The organism is Psychrobacter sp. S1-30-MNA-CIBAN-0213 (genome assembly GCF_040309845.1).
In the GTDB taxonomy this organism is placed as follows: Bacteria; Pseudomonadota; Gammaproteobacteria; order Pseudomonadales; family Moraxellaceae; genus Psychrobacter.
On sequence record NZ_JBEOPE010000001.1, the window covers coordinates 290,318 to 312,455 of the forward strand.

Annotated in this window: 20 protein-coding genes; 11 read left to right on the forward strand and 9 right to left on the reverse strand. The window is 42.6% G+C overall.

The window, feature by feature from the left end:
- Nucleotides 1–167: 167 nt before the first annotated feature.
- The 8 genes from AAEY87_RS01190 to AAEY87_RS01225 all read left to right on the forward strand — a co-directional run bounded on the left by AAEY87_RS01190 (nt 168) and on the right by AAEY87_RS01225 (nt 7,644).
- Nucleotides 168–1,130, forward strand: a complete 963-nt coding sequence (locus tag AAEY87_RS01190) for a nicotinate-nicotinamide nucleotide adenylyltransferase (RefSeq protein WP_350655588.1) — start codon at nt 168–170, stop codon at nt 1,128–1,130.
- Between the two features lie 131 nt (nt 1,131–1,261).
- Entirely contained in the window at nt 1,262–1,675 is a 414-nt protein-coding gene (gene rsfS, locus AAEY87_RS01195; RefSeq protein WP_350655589.1) for a ribosome silencing factor, read from the forward strand.
- Between the two features lie 234 nt (nt 1,676–1,909).
- On the forward strand, nt 1,910–2,689 hold the full coding sequence (locus tag AAEY87_RS01200) for an MOSC domain-containing protein (RefSeq protein ID WP_350655591.1): 780 nt from the start codon (nt 1,910–1,912) through the stop codon (nt 2,687–2,689).
- Between the two features lie 190 nt (nt 2,690–2,879).
- Entirely contained in the window at nt 2,880–4,238 is a 1,359-nt protein-coding gene (locus tag AAEY87_RS01205; RefSeq protein ID WP_350655592.1) for an APC family permease, read from the forward strand.
- A gap of 231 nt (nt 4,239–4,469) precedes the next feature.
- Nucleotides 4,470–5,480, forward strand: a complete 1,011-nt coding sequence (locus tag AAEY87_RS01210) for a hypothetical protein (RefSeq protein WP_350655593.1) — start codon at nt 4,470–4,472, stop codon at nt 5,478–5,480.
- A gap of 117 nt (nt 5,481–5,597) precedes the next feature.
- The gene (locus AAEY87_RS01215) at nt 5,598–6,479 is read left to right on the forward strand and encodes an N-acetylmuramoyl-L-alanine amidase (protein ID WP_350655595.1); all 882 of its coding nucleotides are present in this window, start codon (nt 5,598–5,600) and stop codon (nt 6,477–6,479) included.
- 78 nt (nt 6,480–6,557) lie between these two features.
- Nucleotides 6,558–7,313 carry a type 1 glutamine amidotransferase gene (locus AAEY87_RS01220; protein WP_350655596.1) on the forward strand — a complete coding sequence of 252 codons (756 nt, stop codon included), beginning with the start codon at nt 6,558–6,560 and terminating at the stop codon, nt 7,311–7,313.
- Nucleotides 7,314–7,458: 145 nt separating this feature from the next.
- Nucleotides 7,459–7,644, forward strand: coding sequence for a hypothetical protein (locus AAEY87_RS01225; RefSeq protein ID WP_350655598.1), 186 nt, complete (start codon nt 7,459–7,461; stop codon nt 7,642–7,644).
- Between the two features lie 150 nt (nt 7,645–7,794).
- Here AAEY87_RS01225 and AAEY87_RS01230 read toward each other — a convergent pair whose 3' ends face one another.
- Nucleotides 7,795–8,757, reverse strand: a complete 963-nt coding sequence (locus tag AAEY87_RS01230) for a hypothetical protein (protein ID WP_350655599.1) — start codon at nt 8,755–8,757, stop codon at nt 7,795–7,797.
- A gap of 89 nt (nt 8,758–8,846) precedes the next feature.
- Here AAEY87_RS01230 and AAEY87_RS01235 point away from each other — a divergent pair, with 89 nt between their 5' ends.
- On the forward strand, nt 8,847–9,065 hold the full coding sequence (locus AAEY87_RS01235) for a hypothetical protein (protein ID WP_350655601.1): 219 nt from the start codon (nt 8,847–8,849) through the stop codon (nt 9,063–9,065).
- Nucleotides 9,066–9,130: 65 nt separating this feature from the next.
- Here the strand turns inward: AAEY87_RS01235 and purL are convergent, their stop codons facing one another.
- Nucleotides 9,131–13,168 (reverse strand): phosphoribosylformylglycinamidine synthase, encoded by a 4,038-nt coding sequence (gene purL, locus AAEY87_RS01240; RefSeq protein ID WP_350655602.1) that lies wholly within the window; start codon nt 13,166–13,168, stop codon nt 9,131–9,133.
- 399 nt (nt 13,169–13,567) lie between these two features.
- Here purL and AAEY87_RS01245 point away from each other — a divergent pair, with 399 nt between their 5' ends.
- On the forward strand, nt 13,568–14,062 hold the full coding sequence (locus tag AAEY87_RS01245) for a pyridoxamine 5'-phosphate oxidase family protein (RefSeq protein ID WP_350655603.1): 495 nt from the start codon (nt 13,568–13,570) through the stop codon (nt 14,060–14,062).
- Nucleotides 14,063–14,547: 485 nt separating this feature from the next.
- The gene (locus AAEY87_RS01250) at nt 14,548–15,042 is read left to right on the forward strand and encodes a pyridoxamine 5'-phosphate oxidase family protein (RefSeq protein ID WP_068034029.1); all 495 of its coding nucleotides are present in this window, start codon (nt 14,548–14,550) and stop codon (nt 15,040–15,042) included.
- 116 nt (nt 15,043–15,158) lie between these two features.
- On the opposite strand, the gene pgsA is transcribed toward AAEY87_RS01250, so the two are convergent.
- From pgsA to AAEY87_RS01285, 7 genes are all read right to left on the reverse strand, one after another.
- Complete coding sequence (pgsA, locus tag AAEY87_RS01255) at nt 15,159–15,839, reverse strand: CDP-diacylglycerol--glycerol-3-phosphate 3-phosphatidyltransferase (protein WP_068034027.1); 681 nt, start codon at nt 15,837–15,839, stop codon at nt 15,159–15,161.
- A 510-nt stretch (nt 15,840–16,349) separates the two neighbouring features.
- Entirely contained in the window at nt 16,350–17,318 is a 969-nt protein-coding gene (locus tag AAEY87_RS01260; RefSeq protein WP_350655604.1) for a CobW family GTP-binding protein, read from the reverse strand.
- Between the two features lie 5 nt (nt 17,319–17,323).
- Nucleotides 17,324–17,611, reverse strand: a complete 288-nt coding sequence (locus AAEY87_RS01265; RefSeq protein ID WP_350655605.1) for a hypothetical protein — start codon at nt 17,609–17,611, stop codon at nt 17,324–17,326.
- An 85-nt stretch (nt 17,612–17,696) separates the two neighbouring features.
- The gene (locus AAEY87_RS01270) at nt 17,697–18,599 is read right to left on the reverse strand and encodes a polysaccharide deacetylase family protein (RefSeq protein ID WP_350655606.1); all 903 of its coding nucleotides are present in this window, start codon (nt 18,597–18,599) and stop codon (nt 17,697–17,699) included.
- Between the two features lie 82 nt (nt 18,600–18,681).
- Complete coding sequence (locus tag AAEY87_RS01275) at nt 18,682–20,067, reverse strand: amidase family protein (RefSeq protein ID WP_350655607.1); 1,386 nt, start codon at nt 20,065–20,067, stop codon at nt 18,682–18,684.
- A 206-nt stretch (nt 20,068–20,273) separates the two neighbouring features.
- Nucleotides 20,274–20,699: an MgtC/SapB family protein gene (locus tag AAEY87_RS01280; protein ID WP_068325593.1), complete on the reverse strand. Its 426-nt coding sequence runs from the start codon at nt 20,697–20,699 to the stop codon at nt 20,274–20,276.
- Between the two features lie 99 nt (nt 20,700–20,798).
- Complete coding sequence (locus AAEY87_RS01285) at nt 20,799–22,076, reverse strand: NAD(P)/FAD-dependent oxidoreductase (protein WP_350655608.1); 1,278 nt, start codon at nt 22,074–22,076, stop codon at nt 20,799–20,801.
- Nucleotides 22,077–22,138: the final 62 nt, after the last annotated feature.

The following is a 22,138-nucleotide window of genomic DNA, read 5'->3' on the forward strand; positions in this document are numbered from 1 at the left end:
TTAAAAGCCTTATTTTATTCAACCGACTATTTTTATTCAACCGACTATCGTCATGATGGTCGGTTTTTTTATTGCTTTTAATGACAAGTACGCACCTGCCCATTACAATCGTGCTTTAATATGCTGAATCAATATGAATTCACCTACAGGTAACAATCTCAATTATTATGCCGCACTCAGCTCAAGCCACTTATATAAACTCTGATTTAAAAAATGATGTTAGCTCAGCTGATAAAGAGGCTGCACCTGCTATTCGTGCTTATCTCGGTGGCTCATTTGATCCGGTACATGAAGGTCATTTGCAAATAGCGATGCATGTCTATCAGGATTTATTACCGATAGCTGAGGAGCAACAGCGCAAACTGCATGTATCATTGCTACCCAATGCGCGCTCGCCTTTTAAAGACGAAAGCACCAATCCTGAGCATCGCTTAACCATGTTAAAACTGGCTACGCAAAATACACCGCTAAAGATTAGTGAGCTTGAGCTATGGCAAACGCCGCCCGTCTATACAATCAATAGTGTGCAGACATTACGTGAGCGCTACCCCAGTGACTGCTTGATATTTATCATGGGTATGGACAGCGCGCGTAGTTTGAATAAATGGAAAGATGGACTTAGGCTTACTGATTATGTAAATCTTTGGATTTTTAACCGTTTTAGCATTGCTGAAACAAACAGCACTGACGAAAATGAAAATCTCATTAATAAAAATTCAATGGTGCAGAACGCCACTGTCCTACAACCTCAGCTAGTGGCCCAACTCCCCTCTCAACTGCAAGATTTAATCACCAATTCGCCTGCTGAATTAATAATGCCAACTGCGCAAAGACTTGCGAATAACGCTATCTTGAAAAACATTAATCAAGGACGCATTTACATAGACCCGCGTCCTGTCGTAGCCGTATCAAGTACGCAAATACGCCAGCAACTACCGCACCAAAAATTACAAAACACGGAAAATCGATTAAATATAATGCCCATAGCCGAAACGCAAATCACATCTGTACAGCCAATAAATGATATCATGAGCAATACTGAATCCAATCCATTAGCTAAATGGCTAAATCCTGCTGTTTATCAATATATTATCGCCCATCAGCTATATTCTGCTGCTCAATTCCGTTAAAATCATCTTATCTTTGTCATTTTGCATATCCTATCTCTATTTACGACTGGCTATATATGACCAGTTAGCGGCTGCAAACTGACGATTTACCACTTTATTTTTAATATTTACGATTCAAGAGATTAAAATTTATGATCAACACCATGACTGATGAACGCTTAAAAGAGTGCTTAACTGTTGTCGAAAGCGCTTTAGAAGATATGAAAGCTAAGAACATCACCGTAATGAATGTAGAAGAGTTGACTGACGTAATGGAACGCATCGTGATCGCTGAAGGTACGTCTAAGCGCCATGTCCGCGCGATGGCTGATAGCGTCGGTGCTGAAGCTAAGCAAGCTGACTTTATGCCACTTGGTCGTGAAGGCGGCACGGACTCTGACTGGACTTTGATTGATCTGGGCTCTGTCGTCGTACACATGATGACCCCGCAAGCGCGTGAGTTCTATGACCTAGAAGGTCTATGGTCATCACCTGATCAATTGGCTGAGCTGGTCGCTACGCCACGTGAAAAGAAAACAGCCGGTCGCCGCAATAAAAACAAATAAGATTATTCATTGCGATAATCGTTAAACATTGAAAAAACTACTATTAAAAAGACCAGATATCTATTCTGGTCTTTTTTTGTTTAAATTTTAAGATGTTGATAAATTTTAAAATACTAAGACCGTATAATCAGATAAATGATTAAGCTAAGATAATACCAATCACTAATACCCAGCATTAATGACAGCAATGACATAACCACTCGCCTAATAAATAACTTTGAATTAGGAAAATTCATGAGCATACAATCGATAGAATCTTCTACCCAAAACAACAAAGCTGACTTTAACCAACACCTGCCTCTACATATCGCCAACCTCATCTGCGTCCGTGCTGGTAAAGCCATGCCGTTCGCGCGTGAGCAGATGAGCGCCATCGATAAAGCGCCGATTAAAGCCCCTGTCGCCGTCAACTTTATGGGTTTGACCACCGATGAACAAGCTGATCGACGTCATCATGGTGGCCCGCTAAAAGCTGTGCATCAACTTCCCCCTGCTAGTTATGAAAAGATTAATGCAGAATTTGGCTTAAAAGTTCGCATCGGCACACTGGGCGAGAATCTCACTACCGAAGCGGTAGATGGTCTGCCAGAGATGGACGAATCTACCGTTTGTATTGGCGATGTCTTTGAATACGGTGAAGATGGAGTCAATGGTAGTAATGATGATGATAAAAACAATAATGTGCAATTACGCATCGTGCAACCGCGCCGCCCCTGCTACAAGATTAATGACCAAATCGGACAGTTTACCAAAGTACCAAATATCGCTGCATGGGTGAGCAAACAAGGTATCGCTGGTTGGTATTTCCAAGTGGTACGCGACGGCATAATTGACGCTGACTTGCCAGTGTATTTAATCGAGCGTCCCTATCCGTTCGCTACTCTTGAAAAGCTGTGGCAACTGTCAAACTCAAAAGAAAAATTTGCTCTCGAGGTCATTGAACCTTGGCTAGCCATTGAGTGTTTGGAGGAGAGTTGGAAAACCGTTTTGGCTAAAAAGATCCGAAAGGATTAAACAGATTTTCTAAGAAAAAACCTTTAATATCATTTACTAAATAAAACCTAAAAATTTGATTAATTTTTCAACGTTTATAATAGTGATTTCAAACAAGTTATAACAATAGTTAAAGGTCTTTCTTTGCGTAAAACTGACTGCATAGTGAGTGTGTTTGCGCATGGAATATCTGGCTCTCAAAGAGGATTGTATGAGCGAAAAAACTGAGAGCATCAGCTACCTGCAAGCGATAGCGATTAGCGTAGGAGCAATTATAGGATGGGGTGCTTATGTGATGCCAGGCGACTTATTTTTGCCGCAGTCGCAGCTGTTAGGCTCTTCTGTCGCCATTATCATTGGCACTTTAGCCATCTATATGGTCGCCCAAGCCTATATTAATTTATTGACCCAAACGCCAGAAAATGAATCAGGCGGCATCTATTGGATTGAAAAATACATCAATAGAAAACACGCGTATGTTTATGGTTGGGGCGTGGCGATAGGCTATATCTCTATCGTGGCGCTCAACATATCAGCCGTCGCATTGCTATTAAGGTATCTATTGCCCAGTAGCTTACAAATAGGCTATTTGTACACGATTGCTGGTTGGGAAGTCTACGCCAGTGAAGTGTTCTTATGTAGTGCTGCCATCATTTTATTTAGCTATATCAATTTGCGCGGGGTACAGGTTGGCGCCAAAATCCAATTATATATCGCCCTGTTTATGATTGTGTCAGTCACTGCGCTGTTTTTCGGCTCGCTTTGGGCGACTCCGACTACCCAAACATTTTTGCCCACTGATATGCAAAGTAGCTCCATCACCAGTTTGGCTTGGTTACCTATTCTCGCTGTCATGCCTTGGGCATACGTCGGATTTGAGACCACACCGCAGATTTCCAAATCTATTAGTGATTCGAAAACCAAGACCAAAAGCATTATCTTAATTTCATTAGTCGCTGGTGTTTTATTCTATTTTTTGATCAATTATTTTACCGCCTTAAATATGAATTTTGATTATCAAGCGATTAAAGATAGCAATTGGGCGACTGGCGAAGGGATAGATAACCGTATTGGTAGCATCGGCATTTGGCTACTGTCCATCGCCATGATTGGCTCGATACTTAGCGGTATCAATGGCTTTATATTATCCTCAGTCAAACTGTTAGAATCTATGGGCGACTCGTCTTTATTACCCAGTATTTTTACCGATAAAAACCATCTCTTTAGTAAGAAAAAAACCGTCATATTAATATGTCTGGTTTGCCTATTTTCTCCTTGGCTTGGTAGAAACTATCTACTTGATATTGTCAGTATGGCATCGCTGGGTATTACTGTCGGTTTCGCTTATGTGACGTCAGCAGATTTAATCAATGAGCGCAGAAAGAATCAAGCGGGCCTGTTAAATTATCTCGCAGTCTTAGTCAGCATCATCTTTATATCGCTGCTACTGCTACCCTTCTCGCCTGCTGCTTTATCGTTGAATGCTTATATATTATTGGCGGTGTTTATCGTTTTAGGTGCGATTGGTTATAAGAGGATAATTCCTGTTAGTAGCGTCAGTCTTGGTTAAAAATAGCGGCCGTTATAGCCCGTACAAAATAAAAGTGTCGTGTATTTTATCTGGATGCGAGGCTACGAAAATTTCTATCAGCCTCGCTGTAACATTCTTAGAGTGAGTTAACTATGTAAACTATTTACTTTAAAAACGTTATGCTAAAGAGAAGTTTGCAGTAAAAGCTGATGAGACAGTTACCCTAACAATATGGAAATTTAGTTTTAACCAAATAAAAAGAGTAATAGCATGACAATTTACGCATTAGAGGATAAGCAGTTATTAGCAATCAGGCCTACCAACTTTATGATTGAATCTATTTTTGAGCGAGATGATCTGCAACAAGCTTTTAAGGTTAATATAAATATCATTGCCCCTAACTGTCTGGTTATAGCAGAGGAATTTGCTGATTGGCAAGGTTCAAGGAAAAGAATTGATTTGCTAGCCATCGATAAGCAAGCCAATTTAGTCGTCATTGAGTTAAAAAGGACTGATACAGGCGATCATATGGAACTGCAAGCTTTGCGTTATGCTTCTATGATTTCTACTATGACATTTGAGGATGCTATAGAAGTATTCCGCAAATACAAACAACAAAATGGTTATCCTAACTACTCTTCAGAAGAAGCACAGCATGAAATTGAAGACTTTGTTGAGGTTAACATTGATGAATCAGGTTTTGCAGAAGATGTTAAAACAATTTTGGTTTCACAAGATTTTTCTGCTGAATTAACGACATCAGTGCTTTGGTTGAATGCCCGTGATTTAGACATTACTTGCATTAAAATACAGCCTTATAACGATAACGGAAAAATTTTGGTCGATGTTCAGCAGATCATTCCCTTACCTGAAGCAGAAGACTATCAAATTAAGGTAAAACGAAAGCTAGAAGAAAAAAGAGAAACCCGCAAAGATCATTCAAAATATAAATTTAACAATATGGAGTTAGGTAAAGGTAGACTTGCCTTAGAGATTATTAAATATCATTTTAATCAACATCAGAATAAACCGATTGCAGCATTAATTAATGATTTTGATAGCGTTACTCACTCTCAACCGATAATCGAAACTTTAGAATTGGCTAAAAATAAAGCTAAATTAACAGGTCGAAAAAGATACTTCTTAGATGAAAAAGATATTTTAACAAATAGTAATGGCGCTCAATATGTCGTATCAAGTCAATGGGGGAAAGACAATATCGAAGATATGATTAAAGTTGCCCACACAAAATTTGGCTACCAAATCGAAAAATATCCTTAGATTAAATAATGACTCTATCTAATTTAAGCGAGATTGTTGGCGAGTATCAATAGCAAAGAAACATGTGTAAACATTGGAAGTATTACAATCAGTCTTTAACCCTATACAGAGCATTTCATGGCAAAAAACATTACCTCTTTAGCACTAGCATCAGTATTAACATCGTTCATGACATTGCCACTTATCGGCTGCGTCGCCACCTCAGAACCGCGTTATATTATCGACAGTGAAACCTATCAAGCCCAAGGCAAAAGCGAGCGCATTAAAACTATCGTCCTGCACTATACGGTCTCAGATAATGAGAGATCTATAAAAACATTGACCACCGGCAATGTAAGTTCCCACTACCTCATCTTATCCAATGACGATGATAAAATTTATAACTTGGTGCCCGAAAGCGAGCGGGCTTGGCATGCGGGTAACAGCGGGTTTGCAGGTAGAACCATCCTCAACGATACCTCTATCGGCATCGAAATTGTCAATGCTGGCATTAAACCTGAATATCGTGACGCGCTTAAAAATAGCGAGCTAGAATACCGTCCTTATGAGCACTTTGTCGCATTTGATGAGTTGCAGATTAAAAAGGTCGCGCAGCTGGTGCAAGATTTGGTAAAAAGATACGACATCTCTCCAAAAAACATTGTTGGTCACTCTGATATAGCGCCGTCACGCAAAATCGACCCCGGTGCCAAATTCCCTTGGGAGCGACTGTATTTCGAGTACGGTATTGGCGCTTGGTACGATGAATTTGATAAGCAATTCTTTATGCATCCAGACACCTTTGCAGCAGCAACGATACCTGAGATTAAGCAAGCCTTTCGCGATTACGGCTATCAAATCAACAATACAGGCGAATGGGATAAAGCCAGTCGTGATGTGGTTTATGCGTTTCAATTGCATTTCAGACCGCAGCGTCCAACTGGCGAGCTGGATTTAGAGACTTATGCTATTTTAAAAGCACTCAATAAGAAGTATGCTGGTCGTGATGACTTTTATTAAGATTGAATTCTAAAGCCTTGGCAAAACGGTGTTCTTTAATTGATACTTGTTAATCAATGCTTGCTAATGAGGTATCTTATGACGCTACGCATCCACGCTCTATTTCACACTGATTATGAAGACTTTAACTTTATCAAGCAGTGGGCGAATAGTCACAATCATACTCTTAATGTCAGTCGTTCTTACGATGATGATGCTCTGCCAGCGCTAGATAGTTTCGATTGGCTCATCATAATGGGTGGACCGATGAGCGTCCATGATGAGGAAAAACACCTTTGGCTTATCACAGAAAAAAGCCTGATTAAACAAAGTATCGATGCAGGCAAAACGGTCATCGGTGTTTGCTTAGGGGCGCAGCTTATCGCCCATTGTTTGGGTGCTAGCGTGCAGCCGTCTGGGGTAAAAGAAATCGGTTGGTTGCCAATTCGACTCACGCCCGCAGGTCAGGCGCATCCTCTATTACAAGATTTACCCAAGCAGGATTTTACCGTCTTTCACTTTCATGGTGATGGTTTTGACTGTCCAAAAGGTGCTAGCATTATTGCATCGACGGATGCTTGGGCGAATCAAGGCTTTGTCTATCAAAGCGCGATACATAAAAAGCTGGGTACTTGGGTACTGACGTGGCAGTGTCACTTTGAAGTGACCAAAGAGAGCCTTGCCAAGATGGTAGTAAATGGCAATAACGCCATTCAAAGTGGACTGAAAGATTATCCAAACACCGTGCAATCACCCGCTGAGATAATCGCGCTGGGTGATAAATATATTGAAGAAAATAACGCAAGGCTATCCGCGATGCTAAATCGGATAGCTGCATCAGATAATAAAAAATAGAATTAGTTGGAAGTAAACGGTTATAGATATAAGCGCGCTACTGGTATAAATTTTACTTGCGTGCTGCTAACACAGAGGCTGCGTAAAATTCATCCCAGCAGCGCTACTTCACTATTAAGAGTATCGACTATATAAGGAGTCAATAATGAGTCATTCACAACATAACGAACAAGACGAGCTTCAGAGATATCTAGAAGAAAAAGCCAAGCAAGAACAAGAAAAGAAGCAGGAAGTTGAGCCCCTCTCTGAATATGAAGCTTGTTTGCTTAGAGAGAGTGCGAAGATTCATGAGTTGATTGCTGAGGCTCAGAAGGGTTCAGAGGATGAATAGTCACATAATATTATGCTCTAAATCCAGACTTTGCTTGATGTAGCTTCAGTCAAAATCAATCAAATTTTCATTACACCCATAAGAGCCGATTGCAGTTAATAAATTACACGTCTAAATATCTGTTCGAGCTCTTTGAAGCTCACTTATTTCTTAAAAGTCTTCATGCAATCTATAGTAATACTGGTCAAACTCTTCTACAGTATAGCCTAATCCTGCTATAGAAGAGACTACCTCTTCAACTACATCAAAATCAGGATTACCAACAGTAACCGTAATATAAATTTTTCCTGAATCAAAATTTATATTTTTTATGAGCGGGCTAATTGGTTCTAAAGCCTCATGTACATTCACATATAGCTCATCTTTATCCCTTATTCTATCGAGATAAAACTCTAAAGTACGAGGCCCTCCATAAGCACTATAGGCCGAGCTATGTACAGATTTATTTCTCATCATTTGGTTCCTGTTACTTCCACTTATAGAGTTAGAAAGACGACTTACAGATACTTGAAGGTCTTTAAGAGTATCTAACACATACCGATCAACAGAAACTGTCTCTTCAGTAATTAATGGTGCTTTGAATGCACCATAGTTTTTTAAGAAGGTAGAATAATTCTCAGGGTCATTTTCATATGCTTTATAAGTCTTTTTTATTCTATCTTTTAAATTTTCTTTGAAAATTTCAATGTCATGATATCTTAAGTCTTTTGGATAACTTAGATGTTCAATTACAGAGGTATCAAAAGAATAGGGTGTTACCTCATCTTTTATAATGATTGTTGGTTTATCAAAAGCTAGACGTAATCCTAGCTCGAACATGACATTCGGATTTCTACCGCTTATATCACAAACTATCATAGGATTATCATATAAGTTTTGAACAATACGTTTGTGAATAACACCTATATCATCCGCATCACTCACTAATCTAGCTTCAAAATCAGCTTCTTTAATAGCAGATTCTATTATTCTTTTAACATCTTTCCAATGAGATTCAGGATAGCCCTCCATACTTGCAATAGGCATTACAATGCCACATTTTTTTAGTAAATTATCGTCTGATTTTTCACGTAACTTGTTTTCGACTTTATTCGGTTCAGATTGATGGTTCATTCTAATCTCCAAAGAAAACAATTAACTCATAGGGTGCGCCCAGCGCACCAATAGGACTAAAGTTAAAGTTTAGACTAATTTATCATAAAATGGTCATTCAGAAGCGCGGTTTAGCCCTGATTGTAGCGGATATACTTGGTGCAGCACAGGGTTACAGGCGCTTAGTTAGAGGCGTTATCGCTGAGTCAGGAACGACTCTACCCTTAGCGACTGCCCCTGTGCCAGCCAAGATAGTAGCGAAAAGCAGGAATAGCTCCCCTACTTCTAAAACACACTCAAACCCCAAACACAAAAAAGGTGAGCTTTGAGCCCACCTTTTCTATATGAAAAACAGTTATCTAAAATAATAATCTAAACCAACTTAGCCTATATCTTATCGCAACCAAGCACGGGCATTGCGGAACATCCGCATCCACGCGCCGTCCTCGTCCCATTCTTCTGGTTTCCAGCTGTGATTGTAGGCACGTAGCGTACGCTCAGGGTGCGGCATCATGATGGTGACGCGACCGTCGGTGCTACACAGACCCGTGACACCGCCGAGCGAACCGTTTGGATTGAGCGGATAAGTCTCGGTTGGATGACCTTGGCTATCGACATAACGCATGGCGAGCTGACCGTGTTTTGCCATACCGTCGATCTCGGTGTTGTCCAGCGTGGCATAGCCTTCACCGTGCGCCACTGCAATCGGCAAGATACTGTCTTGCATGCCTTTGAACAGGATAGACTTGGTACGCTCGACTTTGACGTTGACCGTGCGCGCTTCAAAACGAGCCGACTGATTGGCGATAAAGCGTGGGAAGTTGTCCGCGCCTGGGATGAGGTCCTTTAATTGCGCCATCATCTGACAACCGTTACAGACACCGAGTGAGAAGGTGTCAGGACGGGCGAAGAAGCGCACAAACTGCATGCGCAACTCGTCATGGAACAAAATAGAGTTCGCCCAGCCAGAGCCTGCGCCCAGTACGTCACCGTAGCTAAAGCCACCACAAGCGACCAGACCGTCGAAGTCACGTAGATTGATGCGACCTTCAAGCAAATCGCTCATATGCACGTCAACTGCTTCAAAGCCAGCTTGCGTAAAGCCTGCTGCCATCTCTGACTGACCGTTGACGCCTTGCTCACGCAGGATAGCGACTCTTGGTTTGCTGTTATTAGAATCAGCGCGGCTGTTTAGATACGGTTCTTCAACTTTCTGATTGAGGTCAAAGTTTGGTGCAGCGATCAGACCTTTATGGTTAGTGTCAGCAATCAAGTCATACTCTTGTTGCACGCAAGCTGGATTGTCACGGCGGCGCGCGATTTGATAGCTGACCTGACTCCATTCTTGCTGTAATTCGCTACGGCTAAAGCGTAGAGTATCTTCACCCATATGCAGCGGCGTTTGGATAATTAGGCTGTCTTCCTCAGTGCTTTGACCGACGAGGCTCATCATATCGCTGACGTTAAATTCTTCTGCCAATTGCATTAAAGCGGCGACGTTTTCTGGTAAGACTTGAATCACTGCGCCCAACTCTTCACTGAACAGTTGACCGAGTAGATTCTCGTCGTTCAATGACAGTTTGATGCCTTGACGGCTAGTGAACTGCATCTCTGCAATGGTCGCTAACAGACCACCATCACCGATATCGTGATAGGCGCTGATAATGCCTTGCGCGTTGCCCGCTTGGATAAAGTTAAAGAAGTCGACCAAGTCGCTTGGCTGTGCTAAATCTGGGCAGTCATTACCTAATTGGCTTGCCGTTTGCGCGAGGATAGAGCCGCCTAAGCGTAGTTTGCCTCTAGAGAGGTCAATGCGATAAAACGCGCTATCACCGTTAATGAGTTCAGGCGTTAGGGTTTTTGCCACATCAACAACAGGAGCAAAAGCGGTAATAACTAGACTCATAGGTGAAACCACTGATTTGTCTTGGCTATCCTGCTTAGCATTGCTATCTGTCCAATTGGCGCGCATCGATAGCGAGTCTTTACCAACGGGGATAGCGATACCGAGTGCTGGGCACAGCTCTTCGCCAACGGTATATACCGCGTCGAATAACGCGGCATCTTCCGCATCATCGCCACACGCTGCCATCCAGTTCGCCGACATGGTGATGTCAGATAGCTTAGCGATACGCGCGCCTGCAATGTTGGTAATGGCTTCACCAACAGCAAGACGTGCAGAAGCTTTTGGGCTAATTAGCGCAACAGGCGTACGCTCACCAACACTCATCGCTTCACCCGTCATGACTTGACCGTCAAGCGCAATCAAGCCTGACGCCGTAACGGCGCAATCTGCGACGGGGACTTGGTAACGACCAACATATTGATCACGCACCACCATACCCGTGATAGAGCGGTCACCAATGCTAATGAGGAATGACTTGCTCGCGACGGTAGGATGACGTAATACATCCTTGATAGATTCTTTTAGGTCAAAGTCATTAAGCTCAAGCGGTGGCAACTCGTTCGCTTGTACGTTAAAGCTACGCTGCATCTGCGGCGTACCACCGAGCAATACTTGCATCGGCATATCGACTGGCTGCTCAGGTAGCAATTCGTCATCAACGACGAGCTGACGCACTTCAGTAGCTTCCCCTAAGATGGCATATGGGCAACGCTCACGAGCACAGATGGCATCAAACTGATCTTTGCTTTCAGGACGAATCGCCAATACGTAACGCTCTTGCGCTTCGTTTGACCAAATCGCCATTGGTGACATGCCCGCTTCTAACGACGGAATCTTACGTAGATTGAGCACCGCGCCCATTTCATGGTCATTGACCAGTTCTGGCATGGCATTGGATAGACCGCCTGCCCCGACGTCATGTAATGAGACGATTGGGTTGCCGTCTTTACTGTTGTTGCTTGCATCAATATCGTTACCCGCTAGTGCCCAGCAGCGATCGAGAACCTCTTGACAGCGACGCTCCATCTCAGCGTTATCACGCTGAACTGAGGCAAAGTCTAAACCTTCATCGAGTGAGCCGCTATCGACCGAAGATGCCGCACCGCCACCAAGACCAATTTGCATCGCAGGGCCACCCAGGACGATGAGTAAATCGCCTTGGCGAATCGAATTTTTTTCAATCAGGTTGCGTTTGATATTGCCGTAACCACCTGCCAGCATGATAGGCTTATGATAGCCGCGCATCTCGCTGCCGTCTTTTGCCGCTGAAGTATCCAATTGGAAACTACGGAAATAACCGCAAAGGTTTGGACGACCAAATTCGTTCGAGAAATTGGCTGAGCCGAGTGGCGCTTCAGTCATAATCTCAAGACTGGTTGCCATACGATCCGGCGTACCATAAGCCTGAGTACTCAGTTGACCTGACTGCTCCCATTTTTCAGCAAGCTCTGGAATATGCAAATGAGAAACGTGGAAACCAGTGAGACCTGCTTTGGGTTTACCACCACGGCCTGTTGCACCTTCATCACGAATCTCACCACCAGCACCTGTTGCAGCACCTGCATAAGGGGCAATCGCCGTTGGATGGTTATGGGTTTCGACTTTCATTAAGATATCGATTTCTTCTTGATGAAAATTGTAAGGATGCGCAGAATTAGGATCTTGAGCGTCAGTAGGAATTGAGTAAAAACGCATTCCCTCTGACCCTGCCATTACTGCCGCATTATCTTTATAAGCAGATAAAATGCCTTGTGGATTGGCTTTATAAGTATTCTTAATCATTTGGAACAGTGACTTTGGCTGTACTTCTCCATCGACCGTCCATTCAGCGTTGAAAATCTTGTGACGGCAATGCTCTGAGTTTGCTTGTGCAAACATCATTAGCTCAACGTCCGTTGGATTACGCTTGAGCTCATTGACGTAAGCATTCATCAGATAATCGATATCTTCGCTTGATAACGCAAAGCCGAACTCTGTATTGGCCTCTTCTAACGCTGACTGACCTTGTCCAATCACATCGATATGATTGAGCGACGCTGGTTGCTCATCGTCGAACAGCTTATTCACATCGTTTAAATTATAAACCAAGCTTTGCGTCATACGGTCAAACAATAATTGTTCAGCGGCGGTTGGCAGCTTGTTATTAGTAGTTGCGCTCATTTCGCCGTCTGCTTTTCCATCAATGGTCAACGTATAAACGATGACGCGCTCGACGCGGTTAATCTTAATATCACAGTTATTAAAAATATCGGTCGCTTTACTTGCCCACGGCGAAATCGTACCAAAACGCGGGCCTACGATGACTTGTAATTGGTTGTCTTGCGGGGCGGCAAGTTGGGTATCTTCTTTAATACCAAACAGGTCCAGCGCTTTTTTCTGCTCATCACCTTTTAGTTCTCGTGATAGCACATAAACTTGCTGAGTATTGATGTGGCTGACATTTAGCTCGGTTTTTTGCTGAAACTGACTGATGAGTTGCTGCGTCTGAAAATCGGTAAGAAACGGTTGTCCGGCGATGGTCATCATAAAGGCATAATCCGTAAGATCAAGGCATCTCTGCCATGCAAAGTAAATGGTCCGCGTATTATAACAAGAAGCCCCATAATAAGCAGGTATAAACCGCGATAAATTGCCTGTAGCTCCTATAAATTGAATGCAAATATGTTTTTTATACTAAGCCTTTTTATAGCAGCAAACTTTTGACTTACTTGACACATTTTTTACTTAACACTTGTATACCTTACAAACGCTCACATCGTATTACGGGCAACCTATATAACTGGGCGGGTGCCTATCGTTATTCTACAACCAGCTAATAATTATAACGATTAACGGCGAGAGTCATTCAAAATAACTTGTAATTCAAAACAAGAAGCGCCCCATCAATTTAAAACCATCATAACTTTAATGTAATAAGGATATATTATGAGTAAGCAAGAACATATCGACAAGATTCAAGATGTGATCAAAGACGTAAAATTTGCCATGATGAGCACCGTGAATAGCAAAGGTGATATTCATGCTTGGCCAATGACGACTAGCGAGGCAAGCATCGGTGACAAAGAGATTTGGTTCATCGGTGATAAAAAATCGGACGTGGTAAAAGACATTCAAGACAACCCCAAAATTGGTCTGTCTTATGCTTCTCAAGACGAAAAAGATTATGTCTCTATCAGTGCCAATGCAGAGTTGCCAACTGATAAAGACAAATTAGATGAGCTATGGTCACCAGTTTACAATGCATTCTTTGAGCATGGTAAAGAAGATGAGAACGTGCAGTTAATCAAAGTCGTACCACATGGTGTAGAGTGCTGGTTAAGCGGTAGTTCCACTGTCAATATGTTTAAAATGGCTGCTGCTGCCTTACAAGACGGCAAAACTGCTGAAAATATCGGCGAGCAGTTCTCAGTATCTTTGTAGTAAAAAAATATGCAGTAAAAAAATATCTAGGATAAACCTATAAAGTAATTCAGTAATTTCAAGCGTCAATAAGCATCCGTTTATGGGCGTTTTTTATATAACGAACTTCGATGATACTGTTCAATAAGATGGCCTATAAATACAAAATTACAAACCTTCACAGCGCATTACAGACTGCCTGTATAGTTCTATTAGCTGATTTAGCTATATTAATAACTGGTTATGGATTTATAAGAACTGTCGTTTAAGACAAGTAATGTTCATATAGTTGATTCACTATAGAATAAGCACAGTGCTACTGGGATAAATTTTGTGCAGTCTCTGTCTGCGCAGGCACAGCAAGCAAGGAAAATTTATACCAGTAGCGAGTTGTAATATTTGTATTTATTTTATTTAGGACTGACTATAACGTTTTGATTTATGTTGAAGTAGCTTTTTTAATGACTTTTAAACTCCGAAATTTTAAATAGTAAAGGATAACTATTATGAGTAAACAAGAGCAGATGGATAAACTCCAAGCGATGGTAAACGATATTAAATATACAATGATGACTACTCGTACTCATGAGGACCATCTACATTCTTGCCCCATGAATACCACTGAAACCAGTATCGGCGCCAAAGAGATTTGGTTTATCGGTCATAGTCCTTCTGAGACGGTCGATAATATTAAGAAAAACCCAGAAGTGAATTTGGCTTATGTCAGTCAAGATGATAAAAACTATTTATCTATCACTGGCAAAGCTGAGTTGGTAGAGGATAAAGAAAAACTTGATGAGCTGTGGTCGGTGCTGTACAACGCCTATTTTGAACAAGGCAAAGAAGATCCTAAAGTTCAGCTGATTAAAGTCGTCCCTCATGGTGCTGAATACTGGGCTAACGGTAATGCCATTGCTAGTGCCTTTAAAATGACAGCCGCTGCGGTAACAGATACCGCTATTGAGAAAAGCTTAGGTGAGAATTTTTCGATAGAGCTGTAATGTCTTAACAGTTAAGTGTGATAAATAAAAAAACGCCAGTGCCTAGATGCGCCTGGCGTTTTTGTTTGTCTAAGTTTTATTCGAAAAGTAGCAATACTATGGGTTTAACCGCGAATTTAACCGCTCTGTTTAAGATAAGGCCATGCTGCCTTTAGATAAATGAACATTGACCATAAGGTTAAAATCACCGCTGCGACCATCAGACCATAACCAATAAGCTCAAGTGATTCCCAGTTTAATAAGAGCACCGTAATAGCTATCATCTGAAAGGTTGTTTTGAGCTTGCCAACGTAGGATACTGCCACACTGGTGCTTTTGCCCAGCTCTGCCATCCATTCACGTAATGCTGATACTGCAATCTCACGCGAGATAATCACAATTGCTGCTATTGCCATAATAATATTGGGATGCCATTGCACTAAGATAATAAGTGCTGCTGCGACCATCAGCTTATCAGCGACGGGATCTAAAAAACGCCCAAATGCTGACATTACGTTGAGCTTACGGGCAAAATAGCCATCAAGCCAATCGGTAATAGCGGCAATAATAAAGACGGCCGTCAATAGCAAATGTCGCAATAAGCTATCGCTGAACTCACTCATCCCTACCTGTGCGATGACGTTATTTGAAATCGCAGGCATGCCAATACCCATGGCTGGGGGCCAATAGGCAATCGCTACAAATAATGGAATCATCAAAATACGCGCAATAGTAAGATTATTGGGTAAATTAAAAATACTTTTATTATTTTGCGGCTGTAGCGGTTTTTGCGTATGCAGTTGTGTGCTTTCGGTCATGGCAAGCCTAGTTTGATATAGACATAAGAATGGTTGCTAGCTTAGCATTTTTCGCCCTTCTCGTCATGCCATCTTCTGCAAGTTAATAAATACTAACCAATTATCTAATTATTTTTCAAATGACTCGAAATTATTCTGAATAGAAAATTCTAAGCATGTTCATCGCGATATAAAACTGTTTCAAAGTATGACATTGTATCAAAACCCTCTTAAACGTAATGTCATGTAACTGAAGTAACAAAAAACACTTAGCTTCCGCTATTATGAATATATTACGAAAACAGTTGTACACTCAGGTTTATAAATGAAAGCTGTACCAAAGTTCTAATAACAATAATAAACAAAGACTGTATCTGTAGCCTATCTACATCGCCAGTTTTCCTCAGCCCACAGTTTCCTCTGTGGGTCTTTTTTTGTCCTAAAATTCTGTTAGCTGATATCATAGCATGATAATTTTCTTGTCAATCTAGCAGTTATTTTTCAAAGTTTATATCAATCTATAAGCTGCCTCTAACTTTCTTTTCCAAGAAAGGAAAATAAAGACATGAGCAAAGCCTCCTGATTCATACCCTCCCCTATAAATACAATATCTCCAGGCCTAGAGTCGCCTTTCTCAGACGGCAGAATCTCCGGCTGTTGCATGACCTTACGTACAGATTGTAGTAATAGCGCACCTTCGTCTGTCTGTAAAACGCCTTTGACTCGTAGAATCGTATCACCCCGAGCGTGCAACAACGCCGATAGCCAAACGGTAAATTCGACCCAGTCTACTTCTTTGGGAATCGGCAGCGAAACCACAGTCGTTGGTGTTCCCATATTAACGAGAGTCGATTCGTAGATTTCAGTAGGTGGAGGGAGTTGCGGAACAGAGCTTTCGACACCGAATGCGGATAATGAAATTGGTGCGGCTGGATTGATTTTGCTGATGGTTGAAACGAGGTTGGATAAAGACTGCTCGGATACTTCCTCTGATTTTGCAATCACAACGCGATCAGCCGACAAGATTTGCTGACGACATAAAGCGTCAGTCTTTAGTGCCACGTGGAAATGTAGCGCATCAGCCATAATGATGATTTCTTTGAGCGCAAAATGGTACACCAGAATGGGATGTTCTTTGATAGCGACTATAATTTCTTCGGGATCAGCTAAGCCACTGGTTTCTATTATAAGCGTGTCTGGCTGAGCAGTAGTCAAACCGATTGATCGTCCTTTTGTTCGAGACTCGGCAACATCAAGTAGTGCTGATATTAATTCTTCTTTGCCTTTTGGGGTGCCCGCGGTTCCGGTCAGCACTTTGACACTCATCGCCTCACCCAACAGCAAGTCGTCAACAGGTTGCTGAGCTGCTTCTTGGGTAAAAACTTGCGCACGACCAAACGTCTTAGTAAAAAGCGCATGACGCAGCCATGTGGTCTTACCTGAACCCAGATAGCCACTTAGTAGAACCATATCGAGACGGTTGTCTTGAAATATTTGCATTAAACTCAAGCCATTGAATGCGTTGTTAAGGGGTCGATTGCAAAACCTTGACGGCGTTCTACTTCAGCCCACAGCTCGGTTAAGTTGTTGACCATGACGCGAGCACCACCTGGACATATCAGCTGAATCTGCGGGATTACCCCATCCGCATAAACTGAGAACCCATAAGGTTTCAGCACGCGCTTTAGTATTGATATCCGATGAAACATTGCTCTGAGGCGGATACCACCCTTTTGGGCACCTGCTTCTGTCCAATGTCCTGGGGCAGCTGGGTTGCCACACGCATTACACATCGCTATTCTCCTTATTACTGACTTTGGCGACAATATTGCTAACGTCGCCAAAGTCAACGTTAAAAACCACTACTTTTAAATGCTATTAAATAACTTCCGGACGCTTACCACCTTCAAACGGGAAGCGCTTGCGGAAATCTTCAGCGATATCTTCAAATGGCATCCAAACCACACCTTCATGACTGTTGATATAGTCGATTAAACGCTCGAGCATCAGCAGTACTTGCGGACGCCCTGACACATCAGGGTGAATGGTGAACGGATATACTGCATAGTCCATATTGCGATAAACCCAATCGAACTGATCACGCCACATCTCTTCGATATCGCGTGGATTGACGAAACCATGACTGTTGGGGACGTTTTTCATAAACATCATCGGTGGCAAATCATCCATATACCAGTTGGCGCCAATCTCGACCAGATCAATCTCGTCGCCATGGGTCATGGGATGCATCCATTCTTCTGCTGTTTTAGAGTAGTCGATGAGATTCCATTTATCACCCACCCGAGCATAAAACGGCTGGAAGTCGCGGTAGCCTTGGCTATGATCATATTTGAAATCGTATTTGGCTAAGATCTCAGGGGTCGCGGCTGACATCTCCCACCACGGTGCCACGTAACCACGCGGGCTTTGACCCGTCAGCTTGGTAATCAGCTCAACTGATTTCTCCATGACCGCTTCTTCTTGAGCGCGGGTCATGGCAATGGGGTTTTCATGTAAGTAGCCATGTGCGCCGACTTCGTGACCATGATCGACGATCATTTTGGCAATGTCAGGGAAGGTTTCGAGGCTATGACCGGGGATAAAAAATGAGGTGCGTAGATCGTATTTTTTAAACAGGCGCAATAAGCGCGGCACGCCAACTTCAGAGGCCCAGACACCGCGCTGGATATCCGATGGGCTTTCACCGCCGCCATATGAGCCGATTTGTCCGGCCACTGAATCAACGTCTGTGCCGAATCCACATATGATAGTTTTAGACATATTTCATTCCCTTGATATTTTTAGTTTGGTTTGGTTTTATTCCTTTGGGGTTTTAGCTCTGTTTTACTCCTTCGTTAGATGGTTATGATAAGTTTTGGGTTAATAAACTTTCGATAGAAAGTGCCGCCGCTAGTAGATCGCTTTCTCGGCCACCAGACATCGATAGCAAAATACTGGTAGGCATCTGGTTTTCATCTATGCCATTTGGTAAGGCAACGCCGCACCAGTCCAGAAAGTTACCAAGCGCAGTGTTGCGCAGCATTAACGCATTGGTATAGATATATAGCTCATCGTCTTGCTCAAGTGGTTTAAGTTCGGGCGCAGTAATAGGCGTAGTCGGGAATAGAACAATTTGATCGCCTAACAGTTGGCGATTTTGCTGAATCAATCTGGCGCGCGCTCTTAAAATAACAAGCAAGTCACGAGCAGACATATCTCCAGCATCAAGAATGCGATCAAGAACCCGTGGATCCATTTGCGCCGCACGCTCAGAATGCACCAGATCCCAGTGTAGATCTAATGCTTCTGGCCCAACTAGGTAGCCGTGTTCCCGAGCAAGCGTGCCTATTTCGTCAAACTCGCTGCATATTCCGCGAGTGACCGTAGCGCCTGCCAGCTCAAGCGCGCGAGCAGCTGCTTCAAAATTCTGAATCACAGCTTCTTGCGCACCTTTAAAAACAACATTGGTAGGAATAAAGAAGTTGAGTTGATTGATAGGTGTTGGCTTGGGCGTTGCGACCGCTCGGCCGTTTAGAATTTCTGCCACACCGATGCAGCTTTTTAGATCAGCAGCAAGCGGACCAAAGGTGTCCAACGTTGGAGAAAGTGGAAACGTACCCCCTTTTGGAAACACGGCGCTAGAACCTTTATAGCCGACTATGCCATTTAGCCCAGCTGGAATACGTATCGATCCCCCAGTATCACTGCCGATGGCCAGTGGCACTAGTCCGCGGGCGACAGCAACCCCGCAGCCAGAAGACGAGCCGCCAGGAATACGATCAGGGCCCGTACCATTTGGGTTTTTAGGAGTGCCAAAATGTGGATTGAGACCAAGGCCTGAATAAGCAAATTCAGTCATATTAAGACAGCCAATGGATACAAGGCCAGCTCGAGTGGCATTGGCAACCACATCAGCATCACGAGTCGCAGGTGCGTTGGATTTAAGCACCACTGACCCTGCGGTGGTCACCCGACCTTCTATATCAAAAAGGTCTTTCCATGCAATAGGAATACCATCCCACGCACTAAGTGGATTGCCTTCGCGGCGGCGTTGTCTAGAAGCATAGGCTTCTTTTAGCGCTCGTTCTTCGAGCAATTCTGTGAAAATAGCGGGATCAGAAGCTCGGATGTTTGCAAAAGTCTCTTCAACAAGCTCAACCGGACAAAGGCTGCCTTTTTCGAGGCGGGTTGCCATGTCTACCGCTGAGACAGATTCTTTGGTAATTTCACTCACAATCCGTTTGTCCACAATGCACTCCATGTTATTGATTTTTTTGAGATTGTATTACTAACCATAGGTCAAAAAAAGAAGATAGTCAATTGACATTGTTTAGCAAAATAATGCGATTCGATAATAAAAATTCTGTATTGATTAGTCTTGAAGAAGTTATTTTTTAATTGGGTTGGTCACCATATTTATAGAGTTAGCAAACGTTGATGTTCGGCTACTATCAATTATTTTTTAACTTTAAATGGCTCCGAAAATTGAAGTATTAAAAAACCAACTACAGACAAGATGATAGCTATCTCGTAACGACCGTAAGCAACAGAGATACCGATAGCACCGGTATTCCATAAGCTGGCTGCCGTTGCTGTCCCTTTTGAGCCTTTCTCATTTTTAAAAATAGCACCACCACCGATAAAGCCCATACCAGTAATGATGGCGTACATGATTCTCGCTTCACCAGTGGCATCGTAAATATCCATACCCACCAACATAAACGCACACGAGGCAATAGTTACCAATGGAAAGGTTCTAAGCCCTGCGCCGTTATCTTTCATCTCACGATTAAGCGCAATGGGCAGTGATAATATAAAGGCAATACTCAGTTGAAAAAAATGGTATCCCATTAAGTCTAAATCTAAATCGAATCCAAACATGGTTTACTACCCTCCCTTTTTAGAGAAAACGCATTTAAACTCTAACAATGGGTGCATTGGATATTTTACTATCTACGTGATTAGAATAGTATTTGCATTTTAGGAGGCGCAAAGTACTTTTACCGTCTCTTTTGCCACCTGATAGCAGCTCTCGATATTGCCTTGCCCGCACCAATCACCACTGGCGATCCATTGATGTTGGGTATCGATCAATATTCCTAACGCCTCATTAGTGCTTCTATTTTTCACATCAATCACTGTCGCTGCATAACGCCAACGATGGCAATCTATTTGACTGGGTGCATAACCCTCATGCCAATTTAGTGCTTGCTGTGCGGCTGCTAACAATTGCGCTTTAACCGTTTCAATATCATCATCGACGTGCACTTCGGACCAGTCGTTGCGCGTGTGAATAGTGACACTTGGAAGTAGGTCATCATGAGCAGGCTTTTGATGCTCAATAAATATTCTATCGAGTATTGAGTCATTTATATAAGCCACATCCCATGCTGATTGAATGTCATTACTGAACGTTTTTGGTAATTGCTCTAAGTTATCCCAGCCTAACATAAGCGTATAGCAAGCCAGCATTTCTGGTTCGATAATTTTGGCTTGCTTCGTAAAGCCACTGTCTGCCATCAGCTCTACTGCCTGACCGTTTGGCGCAGTACAAATAACCCAATCAAACCAGCCCAGACTGCTGCCAGTTTCATCAAACAGCTCAGTTTTTGTAGCTTTATTATCTTGTGCGCTATTCGTTTGCGCTTTATTAATTGGAGCAACACGGGTCTTAAATTTTATAGTTGTATGCTGTAAATCATCAGCCAATGCGCGACCCCAACTGGTCATTTTAGGGGTGCTAATATAACGCGCGTGATTGGTGTCCCATTGCTCTTTTCTCTCTACATTAGGTGAATGAGCATTTTGAGAATTGGCATTGGTTGGCGTCAAATTAACCACTTGAGCGCACCACGGTTGCAGTAATTCTGAATCTAGCCAAGGCGCGATAAATTGCTTAAAGCTGGAAGTTTTTGCCGTAAAAAACTGCGCCCCGAATGCCCATTGCCAGTTTTTATTGGTATTGCTATCGGTGAGATAGCGCGTAGCTAGGCGACCAACGCTACGTGATTTTTCAAAGATAGTAATTTGCAGTGCTGAAGAATTAACAGAAGGTTTAGTTTGTTGCTTAAGAAAGGCGCGTTCTAACAATGTCGCCGTAAATAGACCTGTCAAACCACCACCAATGATGGCTACTTTCGGCGCAGTGTTCAGATCGGTGTTCAGGCCATTATTCAAGGTAGCCTGATTGTCATGGTTAGTTTGCTTTGAGCTATTATCAGTAAACTTATCAGTAGCTGGCAAAATATGGTCAGTCATAGGTACAGTAGGCCTTAGTAGAGATTGAGCAATAATTAAAAAAAGCTTATTGGACGAAAGTG